The sequence below is a fragment of the Labrenzia sp. PO1 genome, from assembly GCF_012273635.1.
Lineage (GTDB): Bacteria > Pseudomonadota > Alphaproteobacteria > Rhizobiales > Stappiaceae > Roseibium > Roseibium algicola.
Window position 1 is genome coordinate 1 of sequence record NZ_JAAXCR010000008.1, and the last position, 21,417, is coordinate 21,417.

At 59.3% G+C, this 21,417-nt stretch carries 17 protein-coding genes; 4 read left to right on the plus strand and 13 right to left on the minus strand.

Going from position 1 to position 21,417, the window contains the following annotated elements; all coding sequences use genetic code 11:
- Nucleotides 1-200: 200 nt before the first annotated feature.
- The 7 genes from HCG46_RS27620 to HCG46_RS27650 form a co-directional block, all read right to left on the minus strand.
- Nucleotides 201-956 (minus strand): SDR family oxidoreductase, encoded by a 756-nt coding sequence (locus tag HCG46_RS27620; RefSeq protein ID WP_168688090.1) that lies wholly within the window; start codon nucleotides 954-956, stop codon nucleotides 201-203.
- Nucleotides 957-1,031: 75 nt separating this feature from the next.
- Complete coding sequence (locus HCG46_RS27625) at nucleotides 1,032-1,916, minus strand: dihydropteroate synthase (protein WP_023000157.1); 885 nt, start codon at nucleotides 1,914-1,916, stop codon at nucleotides 1,032-1,034.
- Between the two features lie 99 nt (nucleotides 1,917-2,015).
- Nucleotides 2,016-2,414 (minus strand): dihydroneopterin aldolase, encoded by a 399-nt coding sequence (locus tag HCG46_RS27630; RefSeq protein ID WP_055661569.1) that lies wholly within the window; start codon nucleotides 2,412-2,414, stop codon nucleotides 2,016-2,018.
- Between the two features lie 117 nt (nucleotides 2,415-2,531).
- Nucleotides 2,532-3,713, minus strand: coding sequence for a mannonate dehydratase (gene uxuA / locus HCG46_RS27635; RefSeq protein ID WP_023000155.1), 1,182 nt, complete (start codon nucleotides 3,711-3,713; stop codon nucleotides 2,532-2,534).
- An 80-nt stretch (nucleotides 3,714-3,793) separates the two neighbouring features.
- The gene (locus HCG46_RS27640; protein WP_075283622.1) at nucleotides 3,794-4,534 is read right to left on the minus strand and encodes an FCD domain-containing protein; all 741 of its coding nucleotides are present in this window, start codon (nucleotides 4,532-4,534) and stop codon (nucleotides 3,794-3,796) included.
- On the minus strand, nucleotides 4,531-6,351 hold the full coding sequence (locus tag HCG46_RS27645) for a glycoside hydrolase family 2 TIM barrel-domain containing protein (RefSeq protein WP_168688091.1): 1,821 nt from the start codon (nucleotides 6,349-6,351) through the stop codon (nucleotides 4,531-4,533). The genes HCG46_RS27640 and HCG46_RS27645 overlap by 4 nt, the downstream gene beginning before the upstream one ends.
- A gap of 40 nt (nucleotides 6,352-6,391) precedes the next feature.
- A complete protein-coding gene (locus tag HCG46_RS27650; protein ID WP_031269012.1) occupies nucleotides 6,392-7,372 on the minus strand; it encodes a TRAP transporter substrate-binding protein in 981 nt (326 codons plus the stop codon).
- A gap of 247 nt (nucleotides 7,373-7,619) precedes the next feature.
- On the opposite strand from HCG46_RS27650, the gene HCG46_RS27655 reads away from it, so the two are divergent.
- Genes HCG46_RS27655 through HCG46_RS27670 form a run of 4 tightly spaced genes read left to right on the plus strand, consistent with a single transcriptional unit; the run spans nucleotide 7,620 to nucleotide 13,303 of the window.
- Nucleotides 7,620-8,144: a TRAP transporter small permease gene (locus HCG46_RS27655; protein WP_088665207.1), complete on the plus strand. Its 525-nt coding sequence runs from the start codon at nucleotides 7,620-7,622 to the stop codon at nucleotides 8,142-8,144.
- Nucleotides 8,145-8,169: 25 nt separating this feature from the next.
- Nucleotides 8,170-9,471, plus strand: coding sequence for a TRAP transporter large permease (locus HCG46_RS27660; protein WP_168688092.1), 1,302 nt, complete (start codon nucleotides 8,170-8,172; stop codon nucleotides 9,469-9,471).
- 8 nt (nucleotides 9,472-9,479) lie between these two features.
- Entirely contained in the window at nucleotides 9,480-11,870 is a 2,391-nt protein-coding gene (locus HCG46_RS27665) for a TIM-barrel domain-containing protein (RefSeq protein ID WP_168688093.1), read from the plus strand.
- Complete coding sequence (locus HCG46_RS27670; protein ID WP_168688094.1) at nucleotides 11,867-13,303, plus strand: mannitol dehydrogenase family protein; 1,437 nt, start codon at nucleotides 11,867-11,869, stop codon at nucleotides 13,301-13,303. Before HCG46_RS27665 ends, HCG46_RS27670 begins: the two co-directional genes overlap by 4 nt.
- A 42-nt stretch (nucleotides 13,304-13,345) precedes the next feature.
- On the opposite strand, the gene proC is transcribed toward HCG46_RS27670, so the two are convergent.
- The 6 genes from proC to HCG46_RS27700 all read right to left on the minus strand — a co-directional run bounded on the left by proC (nucleotide 13,346) and on the right by HCG46_RS27700 (nucleotide 21,412).
- Nucleotides 13,346-14,206 (minus strand): pyrroline-5-carboxylate reductase, encoded by an 861-nt coding sequence (gene proC, locus HCG46_RS27675; protein WP_353621846.1) that lies wholly within the window; start codon nucleotides 14,204-14,206, stop codon nucleotides 13,346-13,348.
- A gap of 436 nt (nucleotides 14,207-14,642) precedes the next feature.
- Nucleotides 14,643-16,340 (minus strand): hypothetical protein, encoded by a 1,698-nt coding sequence (locus HCG46_RS27680; RefSeq protein WP_168688096.1) that lies wholly within the window; start codon nucleotides 16,338-16,340, stop codon nucleotides 14,643-14,645.
- 136 nt (nucleotides 16,341-16,476) lie between these two features.
- Nucleotides 16,477-17,502 carry a proline racemase family protein gene (locus HCG46_RS27685; RefSeq protein ID WP_023000145.1) on the minus strand — a complete coding sequence of 342 codons (1,026 nt, stop codon included), beginning with the start codon at nucleotides 17,500-17,502 and terminating at the stop codon, nucleotides 16,477-16,479.
- Nucleotides 17,503-17,527: 25 nt separating this feature from the next.
- Complete coding sequence (locus HCG46_RS27690) at nucleotides 17,528-18,631, minus strand: cis-3-hydroxy-L-proline dehydratase (RefSeq protein ID WP_152505445.1); 1,104 nt, start codon at nucleotides 18,629-18,631, stop codon at nucleotides 17,528-17,530.
- 22 nt (nucleotides 18,632-18,653) lie between these two features.
- Nucleotides 18,654-19,904 carry an FAD-binding oxidoreductase gene (locus HCG46_RS27695; RefSeq protein ID WP_168688097.1) on the minus strand — a complete coding sequence of 417 codons (1,251 nt, stop codon included), beginning with the start codon at nucleotides 19,902-19,904 and terminating at the stop codon, nucleotides 18,654-18,656.
- Nucleotides 19,905-19,981: 77 nt separating this feature from the next.
- Nucleotides 19,982-21,412, minus strand: a complete 1,431-nt coding sequence (locus HCG46_RS27700; RefSeq protein WP_168688098.1) for an aldehyde dehydrogenase family protein — start codon at nucleotides 21,410-21,412, stop codon at nucleotides 19,982-19,984.
- Between the last annotated feature and the right edge of the window lie 5 nt (nucleotides 21,413-21,417).

Sequence of the window (21,417 nt, forward strand, 5' to 3'; positions counted from 1 at the left end):
CTAGGACCAATTTTCTGGAATTAAGGTCACAAAACCCTGTCGCCAGCGACGTTGCCGCCGTCGATGAACCGGGTTATACGCAGACCAACCCAACCCGTCAACACCGGTTTTGATTTTTTTTGAAAGAAAATTTGCCCCACTTTCGAGGCAGTGGATATTAACCATTCGCTAACCATGAAATCCCAAGGATTTCCTCAGTTTCATCCGATTGGCGCGTTTCCGAAGCCCATCAGCCGCTGCCCGGCATCCACCACCAGCGTATGTCCGGTCACCTGTTTGGCCCCAACCAGATAGATCACCGCATCAACCACATCATCAGGCCCGAGGCCCGGCCCCATTGGCGTCAGCTTCTGCCTAGCGTCAAAGTTTTCCTGGGTCTGGTCGCTCGGCAGGATCAGGCCCGGAGCAACCGCATTCACGCGAACGCCCCTGGGTCCCAGATCGTAGGCCGCCAGACGGGTTGCCCCGTCGAGCGCGAACTTTCCGCAAAAATAACTGAACCGTTCCGGGGACGCCGAAAGCATCTGGGTGTCGAGCATGTTCACGATCGCGCCGCCTGCCGGCAAGGGATCCTGGTTGGCGAATGCCTGCATCAGGAATACCGGCGCGGCCGCATTGACGTTCATCAGGAACTGCCAGGTATCGATCGTCAGGTCAGACAAGCTGTCTGTGTTGAATGCGGATGCGGAATTCACCAGCACCTCGACCGGTCCACCCAGTGCAGCGGCAGTGTCCTCGATCAGGCCACCGGCCGTCTCCGGCCGGCTCAGGTCTTTCTGCAAGAGTGCGGCCTTGCCGCCCTCGGTGACAATCTCGTCGTGAAGCTCCTGCGCACCCTCGGCAGAAGAGTTGTAATGGAGGCCCATGGCATAACCCTCATTCGCCAGCCCCCTGGCGATGGCCTTGCCGAGCCGTTTGCCGGCCCCTGTCACCAGTGCGATCCTGTCGGTTGCCATATGCGCTCCTCCGGTTGGCTCGGGCTTGTCTCGGCTTGCCCCTCAAGAAACAGACTCTAGGAAGCGGCCAACTCTTCAGGCGAAATCCTGCAGGTTCAGGACCGGCTGCACGCGCGGCACTTCATGGCTGCGCACCAGGTTTGCCCTCGACATGACGGCCAGAGTTGCCGCGCTGGTCTGCGCGACCCGAACTTCATCACGGAACAGATACACTGCCCCGGTCAACTGCACGGTCACCGGCCAACCGAGTTCCCGCAGGCGGAACGACTGGAGAATACTGTCGGTCTGATACCGGATCCGGTCCGGCCCGTCCGGCAAGTGCAGCGCAAAGCCGAAGCCGGGATCAACCCACAGCCGCTCGATCCCGGCTTCCGTGGCCAGATGGACCCTCTCGCGGAAGAATGTGAGCTGGTGATCGAAGATATCTTCAGCTGGCGGCAGGTAATCGTCGGAACGGGCATTCTTGCCCGGCGTGTAACACAGGACGATACCGGCCTGATGCTTCGCAATCGCCTCGTAGAAGGCCGGGTCGTCAACGCGTCCCGTCAGATTGACCACTCCTGCTCCGGCCTCCAGCAGGGCGACGCCCACTTCCGGATGATAGGTTTCAACGGAAACAAGAATGCCTTCGTCGGCAAGAGCCTTTACGACCGGGCGCATGCGGTCGATCTGCCGCTCGGCCGCGACGATGTCCGCAGTCTCGCCGGTCGACTCCGCGCCGATGTCGACCATCGCCGCCCCCTCCAGCGTCATGCGCCGGCCACGATAAAGCGCCGCTTCGAAGGTATGGCAGACCGTTTCGCGATAGGTGCTGTCCGGTGACAGGTTCAGGACGCCCATCTGATAGGTGCGGTCCTCGAACCGCCGGCCAAACTTTTCAAATTCGAAGGTTCGGATCGGTGCTTCGAGAGCATCGCGATATTTGAGCCAGAGAGGCAGCAGGCGGTCGGCGGAAATCATGTGAGGCGGGGCTCCCGGTGTCGAACCTCTTGCCCGGAAAAGCCGGGCGGGATCAGGCAGGTTTCAGGGCAGATAGGAAAATGCGGTGAGAGGGCAAGGTCAACGGGACGGCCGGCGGCGCTTGATGCGAATGCCGACACCCGCGGCTTCCTCAAAGATGTCCGGCTTGGTGACCTTCACGCTGACGCCTTCAACCAGCTCATTCGTCAAAACGAAATCCGCAACGGCTTCAGCCCAATCCTCGACCAGGTCGATATGACCGCCGGAGGCTGCCTTCTGCAGAATGAATTCGACCGCGTCGGCATAGGAAACAAACGCACCCGTTTCGCGCACAATCCGGCGATAGCCGGTAACGGTCTGCATTTCGATATCGAAGCAGACGGTTTGTGTCCGGTTTTTCTCGCTGTCCAGAATGCCGATCTGCGTCGCGACTTTCAGTCCTTCTATGAGGATGACATCGCGCCCGTCCTCTACAAGGGTATCGACATTCTTTTCCATTCAGGTCTCCGGGATCTCGGGCATGACCGGTGCCATCGCCATTGCCGTGAAGTTTCTCAGCAGATGGATGTAATCGGATACCGCGCCCGGTCAAGGTTGTTGCCTTGCCCGAATGACCTATTCAGCCGCCGCTTCGACTGTGTCCAGAATATCAACCGCCCGGGTCACACCGCGCAGCTCCGCCAGTCCCCGCAACCGGCCGATCGCCGGATACCCGGGCGTCGAGGTTCCGCTGAGATCGTTCAATATGCGATGCCCATGATCCGGCCGCATCGGGATCCACTTACCCGTTTGTCGTTCCATGCGCCGCAGTGCACGAATGATGGCGACCATATCGACGTCGCCCTCAAGATGCGCATCTTCGCGGAAACTGCGGGGATCCTGCTCGCGCCTGGTTGCCCTCAGATGGGCGAAATGGATCCGCTCACCCAATGCATCGATGATTTCGGGAATATTGTTGCCGGCGCTGACACCAAGCGACCCGGAGCAGACGGTAAAGCCGTTTGCCATTGACGGGTTCATGCCGGCAATTCGCTGCAGATCACCGAGCGATCCGACAATTCGCGGCAAACCGAAGAGAGACCTCGGCGGGTCGTCCGGATGGATGGCCAGGACGGCACCCTCCTCCTCGGCGGCCGGCACGACGATTTCAAGGAAGTTCTGAAGGTTCCGGAAAAGCTCTTCCCGGCCGATACCACAATAAGACGCGAGGCGGTCCCGGAATGTCTCCAGCGTGTAGCTTTCTTCCGAACCGGGCAGTCCTGCAATGATATTGGCGGTCAGCCTGTCCCGCTCCTCGATGGACATCCGGGCAAAGCGTTCCTCGGCAAGCGCAATATCGGCAGCATCATAGTCCGCCTCAGCGCCCTCCCGCTGCAGGATGAACAGATCGAAAGCGGCATAGGCCGCGAACTCGAACCGCAGGGCGGTTGCACCGTCTTCCAGTTCGTAGTCGAGATCCGTCCGGGTCCAGTCCAGCACGGGCATGAAATTGTAGCAGATCGTCCTGATGCCCTGGCGCGCGAGGGCGCGAACCGTCTCCGCCCAGTTTACCGCCCACTTTTCCCATCCGGGCGCCCCGGTCTTGATGTCCTCATGCACCGGGATGCTCTCGGTGACGACCCATTCCAGGCCGGCTGTCTCGATCATGCGACGGCGGGACGCGATTTCCTCTTCCGGCCAGAAGGTGCCGTTGGGAATATCATGCAGGGCGGTGACGATGCCGCGTGCACCTGTCTGGCGGATATCCCTCAGGGAGATGGGGTCCTGCGGTCCGAACCAGCGCCAGCTTTCGATCATCGCCTGAAGTCTTTCTTGTTGTTATCGCTGCAGCGTTTTGTGTTTGGGGTCTTGTGTATGGCGCACATGATGCCCGGCGCTCAGGGCGCGGCCTGTGCCGGGGTATAAAGGTAACCGTCGAAATCAGGATCGCCGACGTCCGAAAGCTCAAGCAGAGTCAGGCGAACGTTTTCCAGGTGCTGCCACATGGCAAGGCGCGCCTTCTCGGAGTTACGGTGGCGCAACGCCTCCAGAATTTCGGCGTGATCATCCAGCCATTTGGCCCGGTAGCTGAGATCGAAGATGCGGTCATGCAGCCGAGCCCACATGGAACTGTTTTCACGCTTGTTCCAGAGGTCTTCCACCTGGTCCACCAGAACACTGTTCTGGGTTGCCTCGGCGATCTGCCGGTGGAACTGCCGGTCGGCGGTGTAATCTTCCTCACCGTGCTCGATCGCCCTGCGCTCCAGATCGAGCGTCTCCCGCAGATGAATGATGTCGCTTTTGGTGATCGTGGTGGCGGCAAAGCCGGCAATGCTGCTTTCAAGGAGTTGGCGGGCCTGCAGCAATTCGAAGGGGCCGTAGTCTGCTTTCGGAATATGAAGCGAAATCTTCTCGCCGGCGGCCACATAGCTGCCGGACCCCTTGCGCACATCAAGATAGCCCTCGATTTCAAGAACGATGAAAGCTTCGCGCACCAGGGACCGGCTGATGCCGAGTTCCACGGAAATCTGCCGCTCGGTCGGAAACTTGTCGCCGGGCCTGTAGCCCTCCTCCTCGATACGCCTTGCGAGAAGTTCGGCGATTTCCTGGTACCGGCGCTTTGCAGCATCGCTGGTCATGAGGCCTTCCTTGCACCCTCCCCGGCAGCTGCAATCTCGCGATAATAGTCGGCCAGGATATGGAATGCTTTTTTCTTGGTTTTCTTGTCGGCGGCAATCAGCCCCTTGTGGTTATAGCCGTTCTGGAAAATATTTTGGCGCCGTTCGACACGAAAATCGTAAAGTATCCACGGCGACATGCCTTTGATATATCCAAGTTCGCGCAGAGTTGCGATCTGCCTGATGTAGACTTCGGCCATGTAATCTTCGCTGAAGAGGCCAGACTTCGGACCTTTCTCACCGATAACGCCGTCAGCGCCCGTTTCCGAAATCACCACCGGACGGTCCGGGTCCGAGTTCTCCCCGATCGCGGCAAGGTCATCGAAATTCTCTTCATACCAGCCGTAATATTCGTTGAGGCCGATGATATCGATATGCGCCGCGAGCCTGTCTTCGATCCGGTTCCGGGCGTGGTTCACCAGACAGGCTGCGGAAGTCAGCCGGGTCGGGTCGAGACGTTTGCAGGTTTCGGCAAGGCCTTTCATGAAGGTAAGCCGGGCATCCGTGTCAGGATTCTCGTTTCCCACGGACCAGATGACGACACTTGCCCGGTTGCGATCCCGCTTGATCAGTTCCGACAACTGGTTTTCAGCATCGCGATAGGTCGCCGGATTGGCGAAATCGATGGCCCAGTAGACCGGGATTTCCTCCCACAGCAAAAAGCCGAGTTCATCAGCAATCTGAGCCGCCCGTTCGTGATGCGGATAATGTGCAAGTCGCAGATAGTTGCAGCCCAGTTCGCGCGCATGGGCAAAGCGGCGGCGCAAATCATCCTCATTTGTCACCTTGCCGAGGAGTGCATCGTCCTCGTGGACGGAAATCCCGCGAAGGAACAGAGGCGCCCCGTTCAGCAGAATATCCGTGCCGCGGCGCTCGATCTGGCGAAAACCGATCCGGTCGCACACACGGTCTTCGCCGCACGAAACGCTGACATCATAAAGGACGGGCGCTTCCGGGCTCCATAATTGCGGCCGGGCTGAAATGTCGAGCGTTCCCTTGCCGTCCGCATCCAGCACAATATCTTTTTTGATGCCAAGCCCGGGAATGGAAAGCGTCACAGCACCAGCCGGCACACCGTCGACGGTGACTTCGGCTCGCAGCGTGGAGTATGTGCCGTCCGGCACAAGGTAGAGAAAGAAGTCCTTGATAAGGGTCTTCGGTGTTTCGAAGAATGAGACTTCCCGATAGAGACCACCGTAGTTGAACCAGTCGGTATTGCGCATCGGCACCCGGTCGCGTGTCCGGGTGTTGTTGACGCAGGCCATGATCCAGTTGCGGCCGGTCTTCAGTTTGCCCGTCAGCTCGACGCAGAAAGGTGTCGACGCACCGTAGTGGTTGCCAAGGAACTCGCCGTTCAGGAAGATCTTGCAGTCGTAGCTCGCGGCACCGAACCTCAGAAACTGGCGTTTGGAACTGTCCACCGTCTCCATGTCGAGAGCCCGCGTGTACCAGGCGCTGCCTTCGAAGAAGTACCACTTCTCCTTCATCGTCGCCCAGTTGGATGGAACCGGCACCGTTTCCCCCATGTAGGGATCATAGTCCCAGGGTTCAGTGCGGTTTTCCGGCGCCTCCGGCAGCATGGCGAACCATTTCTGCCGGAGGCCGGTGTCGAGCAGATCGACACAGAAAGTCCAGTCGCCATCAAGGCTTTCCGATGCCCGCCCACCCATGAAGATCAGGCCGTCATGACACAAGGACTGCGTGTTGAAGGGCACGTCATAGTCTTCGTCATGCAGCGCCTGCAAGGCGTTGTCGGCGAGATGGGAGCGTTCGAGCATCGGTCAGGTCTCCGGCGGGACTTTAAGGTGTTTTCAGATGTTATTGCGCAGCTGCCTTGATGCGCTTGATCAGGTCGGCAACGACCGGAGACTTGGCCGCCGCTTCCTCATGCATCGGCAGGACCGCTTCGATGAACGGGCCCTTTTCCACTTCAACGAATTCCACACCGAGTTCGCTCTTCGCGGTCTCGACCGCTTCCGCACTCATGGCATCCCACTGCTCGCGGTGGAAATCCATGGATTCACGTGCGGCCGTGCGCATGGCTTCCTTCTGCTCGTCGGTCAGATCGTTCCAGGAGCTGGTGGAAATCATCACGACGGACGGGATCATGGTGTGGCCGTCGTCGGAATAGAACTTGGAAACCTCGCCGTGACGGGCGGAAGTAAGCGCGATCGGGTTGTTTTCAGCGCCATCGACAACACCCTGCTGCAGGGCGCTGTAAAGCTCGCCCCAGGCAATCGGGGTCGGGTTGGCACCGAGCAGCTCAACCATGCGAATGGCGGACGGGCTCGGCTGAACGCGGATCTTCATGCCTTTCAGGTCGGCCGGGGAATGGATCGCCTTGTTGGCGTAGAAGGAACGTGCGCCCTCGATGTAATAGGCAAGGCCGATGAAGCCCTTGTCTTCGGACGAGGCAAGAATGTCCGCGCCGATGTCATTGGTCAGAACGTCGTAGTAGTGGTCGGCACTGACGAAGATGTAGGGCAGGTTGAGCGCACCGTAGGATTCCTCGAAGGCCTCCAGCTCGGATGCGTTGGAACGGGCCATGTCCAGGGAACCGTTCTGCATCAGCTCCATGGATTCACGCTGGGTACCAAGCTGGGCGTTGGCATAGATGCGGATTTTCAGATCGCCGTCTGTCAGCTCTTCAACGCGCTCGGCCATGAACTGCATCGACTTGTGCAGCGGATGGTCTTCCGGGTTGTTGTGGTTGAGGCGCAGCGTCTTGGCGCTGGCGGCAGAACCCAGAGCGACGACGCCCGCGGCAAGAACAGCCGCCAGCTTAACGAATTTCGACATGATTTCCTCCCAATTGCAGCCTTGGCCGCAGGACTTGCGTTCCGTGCCGGAACGGATCGGTTGGCCGCGGGACTTGCAAGGCCAGACCGCCGCGGATGAGGAATTGTTCGTCCAATTTTCAAAATCAGTCAACCTTTTTTGGAAAATTGGTTGACCAATTTAATTTCCTGACGCATGTCTTAAAGTGTCGGAGCCCACGCCGCGCCTGTTGCCGCGGCAAGAACGAGGCCTGCGCGGGAGGAATATCGTGACAGTCATCACCAGAGGCGTGGACATGGTCCTGCGTCTCGTCATCACCATCGCCTTCGCCGTCCTGGTTGCCTGTGTCGTCTGGCAGGTCGTCTCGCGCTACGTGCTGCAAAGCCCGAGCACGGTGACAGATGAAATGGCCCGCTTCCTGTTCATCTGGGTTGCTCTGCTGGGCGGGGCTTACACCTTCGGCCAGCGACGACACCTTGCCATCGACCTGCTGCCCGTCATCACCACCGGCATCCTGCGCCTTCTTGTCAATGTCGGCATCATTGCCGCCATCGCACTCTTTGCAGGGGTCGTGATGGTCTACGGCGGGCTCGACCTGGTCAGCCGGACGCTGGAAACCCAACAGGTATCCCCGGCGCTGCGCCTCCCCATGGGCCTCGTCTATATCGCGATCCCGTTCTCCGGGCTCTGCATTCTCTACTACTGCCTGACATTTCTGGCCGACCTCTTTCGCACTGGCCGCGGCCCGAACGAACAGGAAGGTACCGCCAGCGTTGGCGGCCCTCTGGACTGAAACCTGACCGGGAACGAGTAACTTCATGGATATCCAATCTGTCCTCGTCCTGTTCGGGACATTCGCCTTTCTGATGATCCTGGGCGTACCGATCGCCTTCGCCATCGGTCTTGCAGCTTTCGCCACCTTCCTGCTGTTCATGTCGTTCGACCAGTCGGTCTATATCGTCGCGCAGCAGGTCGCCTCCGGTCTCGACAGCTTCACCCTGCTGGCCATTCCGTTCTTCATTCTGGCGGGCAACATCATGAACCGGGGCGGCATCGCCATGCGCCTGATCGAGTTCGCCAAGGTTCTGGCCGGCCGCCTGCCCGGCGCGCTTGCCCACTGCAACGTCATTGCCAACATGATGTTCGGCTCCATCTCGGGCTCAGCCGTTGCCTCGGCCGCCGCTGTCGGCGGCGTGATGTCTCCACTCCAGAAGAAGGAAGGCTACGATCCGGCGTTCAGCGCGGCGGTCAACATCGCCTCCTGCCCGACAGGCCTTTTGATCCCGCCGAGCGCAACCTTCATCATCTATTCGCTGATTACCAACGGCACCTCCATCGCGGCCCTGTTCGTTGCCGGATACATTCCGGGCATCCTGATGGGGCTCAGCTTGATGGTCGTCGCCGGCATCATTGCCAAGCGCAGGGGATACCCGGTTGCCGAACGGCCCAGTGGCCAGGAAGTTATCGCCAAGACGCTGGACGCCATGCTGCCGCTTGGCCTGATCGTGATCGTCATGGGCGGCATCATCGGCGGCATCTTCACCGCAACCGAAGCTTCAGCCGTTGCTGTTGTCTATACGCTCTTCCTGGGCGTGATCTGGTACAGGGAAATCTCGCCGCGCGAACTTCCGGGCATCATCCTGGAAAGCGCGGTGACAACGTCCATCGTGCTGCTGATGATCGGCTGTTCCATCGCCATGTCGAAAGCGATGGCCTTTGCGGATATCCCCTATTCGATCTCCGACACGCTGCTGAGCCTTTCTGAAAATCCGCTCGTCCTGCTGCTGATCATCAACCTGGCGCTGCTTGTGGTTGGCACCTTCATGGACATGACGCCCGCATTGCTGATCTTCACCCCCATCTTCCTGCCGGTGGTGGAAGATCTCGGCATGGACCCGGTGCATTTCGGCGTCGTCATGACCTTCAACCTGTGTATCGGCATCTGTACACCGCCAGTGGGGTCGGCACTCTTTGTCGGCTGCTCGGTCGGCGGGGTGAAGATCGGCCAGGTACTCAGACCCATGCTCGGCTTCTACGCGGTGCTGGTCGCTCTCCTGCTGCTGGTCACTTACGTACCTGCCCTCAGCCTGTTCCTGCCGCGCGTTCTCCTCGGCTACTAGGATCTGTCATGAAAGCCCTCAAAAACTGGCGTTACCTGGGCCGCTCCAGCGCCGGGATCGCACTTGAAGTCGAGAACCGGCACCGCCTGGTGGTCAAGGTTCTCGAAAATGCGCTCATCCGCGTTGTTCTGCTGAAGGACGGGACCTATCGTCTGGACCGGACCTGGGCCATCGCACCGGAAGGCGACGTGCCGTTCGACGGCCGTACGCGGGACGACCTCGCAGGCTTTTCCTGCCCCGACTTCATGCTGGAAGAGCAGGACGGCAGGCTTGTCCTGGAAACGGAAAACCTGCGCCTGACCATCAATACTCCGCTTGCCTTCGTTTGGGAAAGCCGGCCCGCTGCCGGCGAACCCTGGCAGGAGATCGCCCGCGACCGGCCCCAGGACGCCTACATGATCGGGCGCCGCGACCATCGCAATCATCATTTCATGCGGCGAAACCCGGATGAGCGATACTACGGTCTCGGCGAAAAGGCCGGTGGCCTGGAGCGCACCGGCAGGCGGTTCGAGATGCGCAATCTCGATGCCATGGGCTACGACGCGCAAACCACAGACCCGCTCTACAAGCACATTCCCTTCACCATCACCGACAAGGGCCGGCTCGGCGCAGTCGGGCTCTACTACGACACGCTGGCTCCCTGCTGGTTCGACCTCGGCAACGAGAAAGACAACTACCACCTGCCTTTCCGCGCCTTCCGCGCTGCCGATGGTGACCTTGACTATTACTTCAGCTGGGCACCGAGCGTTCTGGATATCGTCAAGCAGCATCACGGGCTGACAGGCGGCACCGCCTTCATGCCACGGTGGGGGCTTGGGTACTCCGGCTCGACCATGGCCTATACCGATTCCGAAAATGCACAGGAACGGCTGATGGAGTTCCTTGGCAAGCTGTCGGAAGAAGACATGCCATGCGACAGTTTCCAGATGTCGTCGGGCTATACAGCCATCAAGGGCAAGCGCTACGTGTTCCATTGGAACACCGACCGCTTCCCCGATGTCGAGACCATGACCCGGGCCTATGCCGAGGCCGGCATCAACCTCATCGCCAATATCAAGCCGGTGCTTCTGGACGACCACCCGCTGTTCAAGGAAGCAGCCGAGGCCGGGCTCTTCATTCGCGACAGTGAAACCGGCACACCCGAGCAGTCACCTTTCTGGGACGGCTATGGTTCACACCTTGATTTCACCAACGAGGACACCGTCCGCTGGTGGAAGAAGAACCTTGAAGAAAAGCTCTTTTCCAGAGGCATACCCTGCACCTGGAATGACAACAACGAATATGAGGTGTGGGACGACGAAGCGGTCTGCGCCGGTTTCGGAAAACCGATACCGGTCAATCTGATCCGTCCGCTGCACAGCCAGCTGATGACACGGGCCTCGTTTGAGGCCCAGGTTGCCCACCAACCGAAAAAGCGGCCCTACCTGATTTCCCGCTGCGCCTGCCCCGGCACGCAACGCTATGCCCAGACCTGGACGGGCGACAATTTCACCAGCTGGGACACGCTGCGCTGGAACATTCCGATGGGCCTCGGCCTCAGCCTCTCCGGCTTCTACAACATCGGCCACGATGTCGGCGGCTTTGCCGGCCCGCGGCCGGAGCCGGAGCTGTTCCTGCGCTGGGTACAGAACGGCATTTTCCATCCGCGTTTTACGATCCATTCCTGGAACGACGACGGCACCGCCAACGAAGCCTGGATGTATCCGGAAATAACGCCGCTCGTGCGCAACGCGCTGAAGTTCCGGGCGCAGCTGATCCCTTATCTTTACGGCCTGCTGCACCGTGCCGTGACCGAAGGCGAGCCGATGCTGCGGCCTCTGTTCCTGGATTATCCGAACGACCCTGCCTGCCGGGAGGCTGAATTCGATTTCCTGCTGGGCCGGGATCTTCTGGTCGCGACAGTGGTCGAGGAAGGCGCAACGTCGCGGCGCGTCACGCTGCCTGCCAACGAAGAAGGCTGGTGGGCCTTTGACGGCAGCAGCTGGTATGAAGGCGGCCAGATGATCGACGTTCCGGTGGCTCTTGATACCATTCCGCTGTTCGTTCGAGGCGGTACGGTGCTGCCGATGGCAGCCGAAAACCTGAGGTCGACACCGTCTTCCGACACCTTGCGCACGTGGCGTATCTACCCACAGCCGGAAGGAACACCGGACAGGCACTCGCAGTTTTATGACGATGACGGTGATACGGTGGACGCACTGGCTGGCGAGAGCTGTTTGACCCGGCTTTGCCTCTCCCGAACAGGGGAAACAGTCCATCTGGATTGGCAAATATCCGGCAACTGGCAACCCGCCTTCGACAAGGTCACCCTTTGGCTGGCCGGTGCCGGCACCTTGGCCATCAACGGGACCGAGCGGAAAACGGGCGAAACAATCGCCTTCACGGTGAGCCAGTCATGAGCAGCGTCAGTCACTTGGTTGAAACGGTCGACTACGACCGGACAAAGCTGCGCATCCGACTGCTGCACATCGGTTTTGGTGCCTTTGCCAAGGCGCACGTTCTGGTGTTTCACGACGAGATGCTACGCGGAACGAAAAGCGACTGGGGCGTCGCAGTTGCCCGGCTCAACTCCGGTGCGGACGAACTCACCGGCCTTGACGAGGCGGACCGACTTTTCACTGTCGGCGAGATGTCCGGTGACGATCTCTTCTTGCGCCAGGTCGGCGCTATCTGTGCGACGGTACACCCCAAGCGTGATGGCGTCGATGCCTTGCCGAACCGGATCGCCGATCCGGATCTCGCCGTGATCACACTGACAATCACCGAGAAAGGGTATTGCCTGAAGGACGGCAGGCTGGATGAAGACAATCCCGGCATCCGGCGAGACCTTGCAACGCCAGATGCCCCTTCCACGGCCATCGGCGTGCTGGTGGAAGGCCTCAGGCGGCGACAGGCAGCAGGTCTCGCCGGTTTGACGATCCTGTCGTGCGACAATCTCCCAGCAAACGGCGAGCTGTGCCGCCGTGCGGTTCTGGATTTCGCCGCGCGGCTCAACCCGGATTTGGCAGAATGGATCGAAGGCAATTGCACTTTCCCCTGCTCCATGGTCGATCGCATCACACCGGCAATGACCGACAGTTCGTTCGCAACGCTTGAGAACGCACTAGGTCACGCTGACCGGAACGGTATCCTGTGCGAGACATTCCGCCAGTGGGTAATTGAAGACCGGTTTGCCGGCCCACGTCCGGATTGGCATCTGGCAGGTGCTGAATTCGTTGAAGATGTGGCGCCGTTTGAAGACATGAAACTTCGGATGCTGAACGGCAGCCATTCGTTTCTCGCCTATCTTGGGGCGCTGGCAGACAAGGAAACGATTGCCGACTGCATGGCCGATCCGGCCTTCCGGCAGGCAGCCCTCACCCTGATGCTGAGTGAACAGGCCCCGACGCTGTCCGTGCCGGACGGTGTCGATATCAAGGCCTATGCCGAAGCCCTGATTGCCCGGTTTGAAAACACCGCGCTTCATCACAAGACCACCCAGATCGCTTCTGACGGCAGCCAGAAACTGCCGCAACGGCTACTGGCCCCGATCCGGCAACATCTGAAGGACAACAGCCCCTGGCCGCTATCGGCACTCGCCGTTGCCGCATGGATGCTCTATTGCCGCGGTGTTTCAAGAACGGGCGCCTCGCTGCCGTTGAACGACCCCCTGTCCGCAAGGATTGGCACCATTGTGCAGGAAACGGACGGCAATGCGTATGTCGACAGGATGCTGTCGCTCTCGGAGGTTTTCGGAGACGACCTGCCAGGGTCAGCGGCCTTTGGCAGCACAATCCAATCTGCGTACCAACGGCTGCAAACCTCGGGTATAGCCTCAGTTCTGAAGGCCTAGAGACCTGCGGAAGAGCCAGGTGGCTTCTGCTGGAAACCGCCGCTAGTCCCTGACGAGCCGCAGGGTTCTGGGCTGCTCGGCAGGTTTCAGTCCGGACAGTTCCTTGCAGCGCTCGGCAGCGGCTTCAACCGTGCGGCGGACGAGATCCTGAATGCCGTTCTCGTCAGCCATGAACTCCAGCATGCCTGCTTCGGTCGTGCCGCCTTTGGACGTCACGGCGACGCGGAACCCGGTCGCATCCGCGTCCGGCTGCGCAAGCATGCGCCCGGCTCCGGCCACTGTGCGCACGGCCAACTCATGAGCAAGGTCCTCCGGCAGACCAAGGCGTGCCCCTGCCGCGGCAAAGGCCTCGGCCATGGCAAACACATAGGCAGGCCCCGCACCGGACAAGGCAGTAACCACCGGCAGCAGGTCTTCGTCCGGCAATTCAACAACCGAGCCGAAGGCGGCAATTAGCTTGAGGGCTTCCACCTTCTGGCTGGCAGTCAGCGCCTCGTTGGCAACAAAGGTCGAGACAGCAGAGCCGACCGTTGCCGGCAGGTTGGGCATCGCGCGAATGATTGGCGTTCCATCCGGGAATTGCTTTTCCAGCACCGAAATCGGTTTGCTGGCCGCAATCGACAGGATCACCGTTTCGCCACCACCGAAGGAGCCGAGCGGCGCCAGAACCTTCTCCACGATCTGCGGACGAGTGGCGATGACAATCGCGGCCGGAGACTCCGGGAAAGGCTCGTTGATGTTGACGCCCGCCTGGCTTTGCAGCCAGCCGGATGGTCGGGGATCGCGCACGTAGATGGAACCGGCAGGCATTCCCTTTGCCAGCCAGGCTTCCACCAGAGCCTTGCCCATGAAACCGCAACCAATGAGGCAAACGCCTCTTTTCGCCAATTTGTCCATAATCATGCGTTCGCAAATATTCAGGTCTTTGCGCTAATAGAATGCTTTCCTGCACCACTCACAAGTCTTAACCGGTCGATACTGGTAATTTTTCCTTTCCTCCAAAATTCACTTTAGAGGAATGGAGTTGAGGAATTCAGTTTACTTAACGTTTTTCCTTATAGACGAATGACGTAAGGAAGCTTGCCAGTAGATCCATATCGATATTTATGACAAGTCCCGCTAGGGAAACACCCCAACAAGACCAGTCATTCTCTACGTCACCTCAGCCGACAGTCACGCAACTCAGGTGTCGCTGAGCTTGTAGCCGCCCGGCCAGGGGTCGCTTGGGTCGAGCATGTGTTGGTGAATGCAACTGAAGAGACAGTCTTTAGAATGCAAAGAAAAATAATCTTAATCGAGACACACCAGCATACTTTCGATGACCAGCTGCTGAAGTGGCTTATTGAGCATACTTGGCTGGCAGAGTGCCGTCTAATGCTTCGGCGATGGACAGAAAGGACGCAGCCTTGGCTTTAAAACTCATCTTGTTCGCCAAAATGTAAGCCTGTTTCAACGTGGCATGCGCATCGTCCACAAAACCTAGCTGAACCTGTTTTGCACCTATGCCGCACAAGCGGAAAACATCATAGCCAGTTCGGCTTGCTGTCCATTCGAAATTTCTGATCCTGTGATTGCTTCTGGCCCATTCATGCAGCTCATTTAGCAACCTGCGTGCTTCTGAAGTCGACGTTTTGCTGGCAACGGCAAAGACACCTCTTGCCCTGACAACCCAGGTATTTGCGCTTTCAGCGACTTGTTCAGCGCGTTCGAACTTTCCGGCTTCAATGTCTTTTTCGATAAGAGGCAACATCAGATCATCGGTAACATTGTATCGGCGATCATTTGCATCAAGCGCAATGATCGCCTGATACATTTCCTCGTCGAATCCAGCATCGAGCAAAGGCTTCACTTCGGACAACAGAGATCGCTCAAAAGTCTTCTCTGTGCGAAGGATCCTGTAGATGACTTCCCGGTCGGATTGCGTGGCCTCACGAGGTCCGGCCAGAACCTTGTTAACATGAAATGCCATGCGGGCCTCCTGCCCCTTGGCACTTCGTTCCAAATGAAGTTGTTCAGCCTGCTCAAAGGCGGCACGCCCTTTATCAACCATGCCAGACCAAACGAGAAAGCGCCCCGCAACGGCCAGACGCCGAACTTTGTCATCATTGGAAGTCCCTGTTGTCTGCTTTGCTGCCCCAGAAGCTCTTAATGCCATAACCTGAGCAGACTTTCTGTTGCCAAGCTTTAGCAGCAAATCTGCGGCCTCTACGAAGACTTGAAACTCTGTGTCTGTTGCCTCGTTGAGGTCAGGAATCAATCCCATCGTTCGTTTTGAGGCGGTGACTTCCCCTGCTTCCAGCTGGCCACGCGCTATAGCGAGATAAGCCATATAAACACGGGGCAAAAAATGAGGATCAACCAGCGCCAAGGTTTTTAGCGAATGCGCCACTCTGAGTGCCGCCTCAAATTCCTTCCTGAAAACGAGCCTCACCAGGATTTCGCTCAGAACAGCCGCTCTATGAAAATGGCGGGTAAGGTTGTCAGCAATTTTCAGAGCCTGCTCATGATTGCCGCGATCAAGCAGGTGCTTCACTATGATCAGATGAGCTTCCAGCCGCTCATTCCAAACATCACCAAGGCTTCCAGCAGCCTGTATCGCCAGCTCGATTTCTCCCTGCTCAAGTTGAGCGAGTATCATTTGTTTTATGAAGATTCCCCTCGGCGATCCGAACTCAAAGATCGTACTTTTATGGTATTCAAGAAATAGCCTTTCGGCTTCTGCCCATTGTCCGGCATCAAGCAGCGTTTCCACCGTTGGCGGGCTCATATCCCTGAGTTGCTCAGAGCGAATTTCGTCGTCTGCATTAATTCGCCAAAGGAACGACTTGAACAGTTTGCTCGAACCGGTACGCCGGTCTTCCTCATAAGCTTGGCCCAATGCCAACGTGTGCAGACAATCCTTCGAGAGCGCTTTCTCACATTGAAATCCGGCGTCTTTTACTTCCTGTCCGGAAGGAGGATCAAAGTCCTTCGCCTGAGCATGTTCCAGAAACAGAACGAGTGAAACCGCAAAAATAATATTCTTTAAAAGTCGCATATTGCTTGCTCGGAGGAGACGGCACACCAACGGCTAATGCTTCAATCGAGCCAATTTGAGGCCACCTTCCACGAACTGAATTTTCGGCAAACTCTCCGATCAATATTGGCACTCACGCTTCACCAGTCTTCAGCCGTCACGCACCCCAGGTGTCGCTGAGCTTGTAGCCGCCCGGCCAGGGGTCGCTTGGGTCGAGCATGTGTTGGTGAATGCCGGTGACCCAGCCACGCCCGGAAATTTCCGGAACAATCCCAGCCCGGTCGCCCGCCATCTGTTGTGAAACGATGCGGCCGGTGAAGGTGGACCCGATGATGGAAACGGCTTCGAAGGTGTCGCCGACGTTCATTTGCCCCTTCGCCGCCATCAGCGCCATCCGGGCAGAAACGGCCGTACCCGTTGGGGAGCGGTCGACCTTGCCCGGCTGGATGGCAACAGCGGACCGTCCGGAGAGGCCCGTCGGCGTCTTCGACAGCGGGCCGCAGAAGGCGCAGAAGGAGATGTGGTTCCAGTCGGCATTTTCCGGATGGGAAAAGCCGAGCTGTTCGTTGGCTGCATTGGTGATCCGGACACCCAGGCGGGCAATGTCCTTGGCCTCGTCTTCGACGATCCCGAACCCGAGCGCCTCGGCGTCGACAACCACGAAACTGTCGCCGCCATAGGCAGTGTCGACTGTCAGCGTGCCGATGCCTTCCACTTCCAGCGGCACTGACAGTTTGTCGGCAAAGCTGGTGACATTCTGGACGAAGATGCGCTCCGCCTTGCCATTCCGGCATTCGGCCTTCACCCGCACCAGTCCACCGGGCGCTTCCAGAACCATCTCCGTGACCGGTTCGACCATCGGAACAATACCGCCGTCAAGCAGTACCGTGGAGACGCAGATGGAGTTGGATCCTGACATCGGCGGCGTGTCTTCCGGCTCCATGATGATGAAGGCGGCATCCGCCTCCGGATGTTTGGGCGGGACAAGCAGGTTCACATGCCGGAACACACCCCCGCGCGGTTCGTTCAGCACGAAATTGCGCAGCGTCTGGTCCTTCGCGATGAAGCTTCTCTGTTCCCAGAGCGTTTCGCCCGGCGGAGGGGCGACGCCGCCGACGATCACGTCGCCGACCTCGCCTTCCGCGTGGCAGGAAATCACATGGATGGTCTTGCTGCTGCGCATGTCTCTGCCCTTGAGGTCAGCCGGTTCAGGAATAGCGAGCGACAGGTTCGCCCAAAGCATCAAAGATCGGCGTGATGCCGAGACCCGGCCGCTCGGAAGCCGTCATGCGGCCATTGACACGCTTGGGCGCGCCTTCCGCGATATCGACCGTGCCGTAGCTGTTGAAGTCCGTTGCCGAGAAAGTGAAATCCGATGGGGTCGAGCGCGCCAGATGGGCGATCGCCGCCGTGACAATGTCCCCGCCCCAGGTGTCTTCGATCGTCATCGGAATACCGTGGGCAATGCAGAGATCACGCATCAGCTTGGCCTTGGTCAGGCCACCGACCTTCGAGATCTTCAGGTTGATGCAATCCATCGCGTCTTCGGCAATGCCGCGCACCAGCGTGTTCGGCCCGTCGATCACCTCGTCCAGAACGAAGGGCAACGCCGTCCGGCGGCGAATGGAGACGCTTTCCTCATACGTGAGGCAGGGCTGCTCGATATAGACATCAAGCGAGGACACAGCCCCGACGACGCGCGCGGCTTCATGCCGGGTCCAGCCGGTGTTGGCGTCGGCCACCAGCAGATCCGATTTCTTCAAAACTTCGCGGGTGGCGTGGATGCGGTCGATATCGTCATTGGCATCGCCGCCGACCTTCAGCTGGAACTTGGTATAGCCTTCGGCCGCATACCCCTCGATCTTCTTTGCCATGATCTCCGGCGCTTCCTGGCTGATCGCCCGGTAAAGCACCACGTCGTCCTGGGCTGCACCGCCAAGCAACGTATAAAGCGGCTGGCCTGTCGCCTTGCCCAGCAGGTCCCAGCAGGCGATGTCGATCGGCGCCTTGGCATAGGGATGACCGCGCAGCGCAGCATCCATCACCCGGTTGATTTCACCGATATTGAGCGGATCCTTTCCGATCAGGTGGGGCGCCAGTTCCTGAAGTCCTGACCGCACCCCAAGGGCATAACTCGGCAGATAGGCAGACCCGAGCGGGCAGCATTCGGCATAGCCCTTGAGGCCTTCGTCGGTCTCGATCTCGACAACGGTGCTGTCGAAGACTTCCACGAAATTGCCGTTGGACCAGCTGTAACGCCCTTCTTTCAGGGGAAGGTCGACCTGAAAGACGTTGATGGCCGTAATTTTCATGAAGTTCCTCCTCCAAAAGAGTTTAGAAGCGCCGCGCGGAAAAGGCGGCCATATCGACGGGGTTTTGTGTATCGGATACGAGATTGGCGACCAGTTCGGCCGTCCCCGCGGACTGCGTCAGGCCGAGGTGACCATGCCCGAAGGCATAGACGATCCGGCGGTCACCGGGTGAACGGTCGATGACGGGCAGGCTGTCGGGCATTGAAGGCCGGAAGCCCATCCATTTCTTGCCGCCGTCTGTCTTCAGGGCGGGCAGGAACCGCCTGGCCTTGTCCAGCAGGATGTCGGCGCGCTTGAAATTCGGCGGAAGCGTCAGCCCGCCCAGTTCGACGGCCCCTCCGACACGGACGCCGCCATTGATCTTGGTAACGACGAAGCCGTGACCGGAAAAGGTCAGGTGGGTTTTCAGGTCAAAGGAGCCTTCCGGCAGCGTCGTGTTGTAGCCGCGTTCGGTCTCAAGAGGGATGCGGTCGCCGATCGTCTTTGCAAGGTGGTGCGACCAGGCACCTGCGGCCACGACGACCTGTTTCGCCATCCAGGCCTTATCGGAAGCGTCGATCTGAACACTGTCTTCACTCGGCTTCAGACCTGATACGTCAGCGCTTTCGATCCGTCCGCCCCGCTGCAGGAAGACAGACGTCAGATGCGCCAGCCAGCGGGCGGGATCACAAGTGTTGGTCCAGTCCGGCGTGAAGGCGGCATGAGTGAAGCGACGGTCAAGACCCGGCTGAATGGCGGCGATAGCTTCCGGGCTCTCAAGCAGTTCGAAGCGGATGCCATGTTGCTTGCGCAGCTCCCAGCCGGGCAGGCTGGCACGGAATTCCGCTTCGCCTTCATAAAGCTGCAGCTGCCCTTCGGCCTGGATCAGGGAGGCTGCTCCGGTGTCCGAAACCTGCCGGGCAAGCGCCTCCTGCGCCAGCTTCATCAAGGCGGCCTGTGCCGACATCGACGCCTGGTAGCGATCCGGCCAGCTTGCCCGCCAGAACCGCAACATCCAGGGTGCGATCTTGAGGGCATAGGCGGGCGGAACGGAGAGCGGACCCAGCGGATCGAGCAACCATTTCGGTGCCTTGCGCATGATGCCGGGCGTTGCCAGCGGAACGATATCGGTAAAGGCGAAAGCTCCGGCATTCATCTCCGATGCGCGTGCCGTTTCCGCCTGCCGATCCAGCACAAGCACCTGCCGCCCCCTTGCCTGCAGGGCAAGCGCGGAACTGATGCCGATGATGCCGGCGCCGATCACGATGATATCCTGGACGGTCTCGTCCGCCATTTTCAAAGTCTTTCAAAAAAGGCCTGCGAGGCAGGGCGAAGTGCCCCGCAGGCAGTTTGCTGCCCGTTGGCCACACTTTAGGGGAGCGTGTAGGCAGTCTTGACCGAAGTGTAGAATTCAGCGGCGTAACGGCCTTGCTCTCGCGAGCCGAAGCTGGATCCTTTGGTGCCGCCAAAAGGCACGTGATAATCGACACCTGCCGTCGGCAGATTGACCATCACCATGCCGGCCTCGGCATTGGCCTTGAAGTGGCTGGCATGTTTCAGCGACGTGGTACAGATACCAGCGCTCAACCCGAATTCCGTATCGTTGGCGACAGCCAGCGCTTCCTCGTAATCCTTCACACGAATAACGGATGCGACCGGGCCGAAGACCTCTTCGGTGTTGATCCGCATGGCGTTGTCGGTTTCGCTGACCAGGGCCGGCGCCATGTAGAAACCTTCCGTGTCGCGGTTGAGCTGTTCCCCACCCTGCACCTTGCCGCCTTGCTTTGCTGCGATATCGACATAGGAAAGGTTCTGCTGCAGTTGCCGCTCATCGACCACCGGCCCCATCTGCACGCCATCTTCCAGGGCGTTGCCGACTTTCAGCGCCTGCATGCGCTCGGCAAGGGCTTCGACGAACCGGTCGTGAATGCCCTCGGTCACGACCAGCCGCGAGCTTGCGGTGCAGCGCTGACCGGTCGAGAAGAAGGCACCGTTGAGCGAAGCTTCGACGGCGATGGCAAGGTCGGCATCGTCCAGAACCACCATCGGGTTCTTGCCGCCCATTTCCAGCTGCACCTTCTTCAGGTGCTGACCACAGGCCGCGGCGATCCCCCGCCCCGTCGGCACCGAGCCGGTAAAGGAAATCGCCTTCACCTTCGCACTTTCCACCAGGCGCGGACCAATCTGCGAGCCACGTCCCATCACGAGGTTGACCACGCCTTCCGGCAAGCCGGACCGGGACAGGATCTCGATGAGCGCATGCGCGCAACCCGGCACCAGTTCAGCCGGTTTCAAGATGACTGCGTTGCCGTAGCAAAGTGCCGGAGCAATCTTCCAGGCAGGGATCGCAATCGGGAAGTTCCAAGGTGTAATCAGCCCGACAACCCCGATCGGAAACCGGGTGACGTCAACTTCGATACCGGGCCTGACGGATGCCAGTCTGTCGCCAGCGAGGCGCAATGCTTCGCCGGCAAAGAATTTGAAGATCTGCCCGGCGCGCGCCACCTCGCCAATACCTTCCGGCAATGTCTTGCCTTCCTCACGCGAAAGCAGACGGCCTAATTCGGCCTTGCGAGCCAGAAGTTCTGTCCCGACGAAATCCAGCACATCAAAACGCTGTTGCGGCGTCGACGCCGCCCAGCCGGGAGCTGCCTGATGCGCTGCATCGATGGCCTGGTCCAGCTGATCGACACCGGCCTTCGCCGCGTAGCCGAGGATATCGCTGATATCGGACGGGTTGACGTTGGGCGTGCTGTCGGTTGTTTCGAGCCACTGCCCGCCGACAAAATTCCTGTAATCCATGACTT

Excerpts from the sequence above, each read along its gene's own strand:
- HCG46_RS27620 (WP_168688090.1), bottom strand. The coding sequence starts at position 956 with ATGGCAACCGACAGGATCGCACTGGTGACAGGGGCCGGCAAACGGCTC.
- HCG46_RS27625 (WP_023000157.1), bottom strand. The coding sequence starts at position 1,916 with ATGATTTCCGCCGACCGCCTGCTGCCTCTCTGGCTCAAATATCGCGAT.
- HCG46_RS27630 (WP_055661569.1), bottom strand. The coding sequence starts at position 2,414 with ATGGAAAAGAATGTCGATACCCTTGTAGAGGACGGGCGCGATGTCATC.
- uxuA (WP_023000155.1), bottom strand. The coding sequence starts at position 3,713 with ATGATCGAAAGCTGGCGCTGGTTCGGACCGCAGGACCCCATCTCCCTG.
- HCG46_RS27640 (WP_075283622.1), bottom strand. The coding sequence starts at position 4,534 with ATGACCAGCGATGCTGCAAAGCGCCGGTACCAGGAAATCGCCGAACTT.
- HCG46_RS27645 (WP_168688091.1), bottom strand. The coding sequence starts at position 6,351 with ATGCTCGAACGCTCCCATCTCGCCGACAACGCCTTGCAGGCGCTGCAT.
- HCG46_RS27650 (WP_031269012.1), bottom strand. The coding sequence starts at position 7,372 with ATGTCGAAATTCGTTAAGCTGGCGGCTGTTCTTGCCGCGGGCGTCGTC.
- HCG46_RS27660 (WP_168688092.1), top strand. The coding sequence starts at position 8,170 with ATGGATATCCAATCTGTCCTCGTCCTGTTCGGGACATTCGCCTTTCTG.
- HCG46_RS27665 (WP_168688093.1), top strand. The coding sequence starts at position 9,480 with ATGAAAGCCCTCAAAAACTGGCGTTACCTGGGCCGCTCCAGCGCCGGG.
- HCG46_RS27670 (WP_168688094.1), top strand. The coding sequence starts at position 11,867 with ATGAGCAGCGTCAGTCACTTGGTTGAAACGGTCGACTACGACCGGACA.
- proC (WP_353621846.1), bottom strand. The coding sequence starts at position 14,206 with ATGATTATGGACAAATTGGCGAAAAGAGGCGTTTGCCTCATTGGTTGC.
- HCG46_RS27680 (WP_168688096.1), bottom strand. The coding sequence starts at position 16,340 with ATGCGACTTTTAAAGAATATTATTTTTGCGGTTTCACTCGTTCTGTTT.
- HCG46_RS27685 (WP_023000145.1), bottom strand. The coding sequence starts at position 17,502 with ATGCGCAGCAGCAAGACCATCCATGTGATTTCCTGCCACGCGGAAGGC.
- HCG46_RS27690 (WP_152505445.1), bottom strand. The coding sequence starts at position 18,631 with ATGAAAATTACGGCCATCAACGTCTTTCAGGTCGACCTTCCCCTGAAA.
- HCG46_RS27695 (WP_168688097.1), bottom strand. The coding sequence starts at position 19,904 with ATGGCGGACGAGACCGTCCAGGATATCATCGTGATCGGCGCCGGCATC.
- HCG46_RS27700 (WP_168688098.1), bottom strand. The coding sequence starts at position 21,412 with ATGGATTACAGGAATTTTGTCGGCGGGCAGTGGCTCGAAACAACCGAC.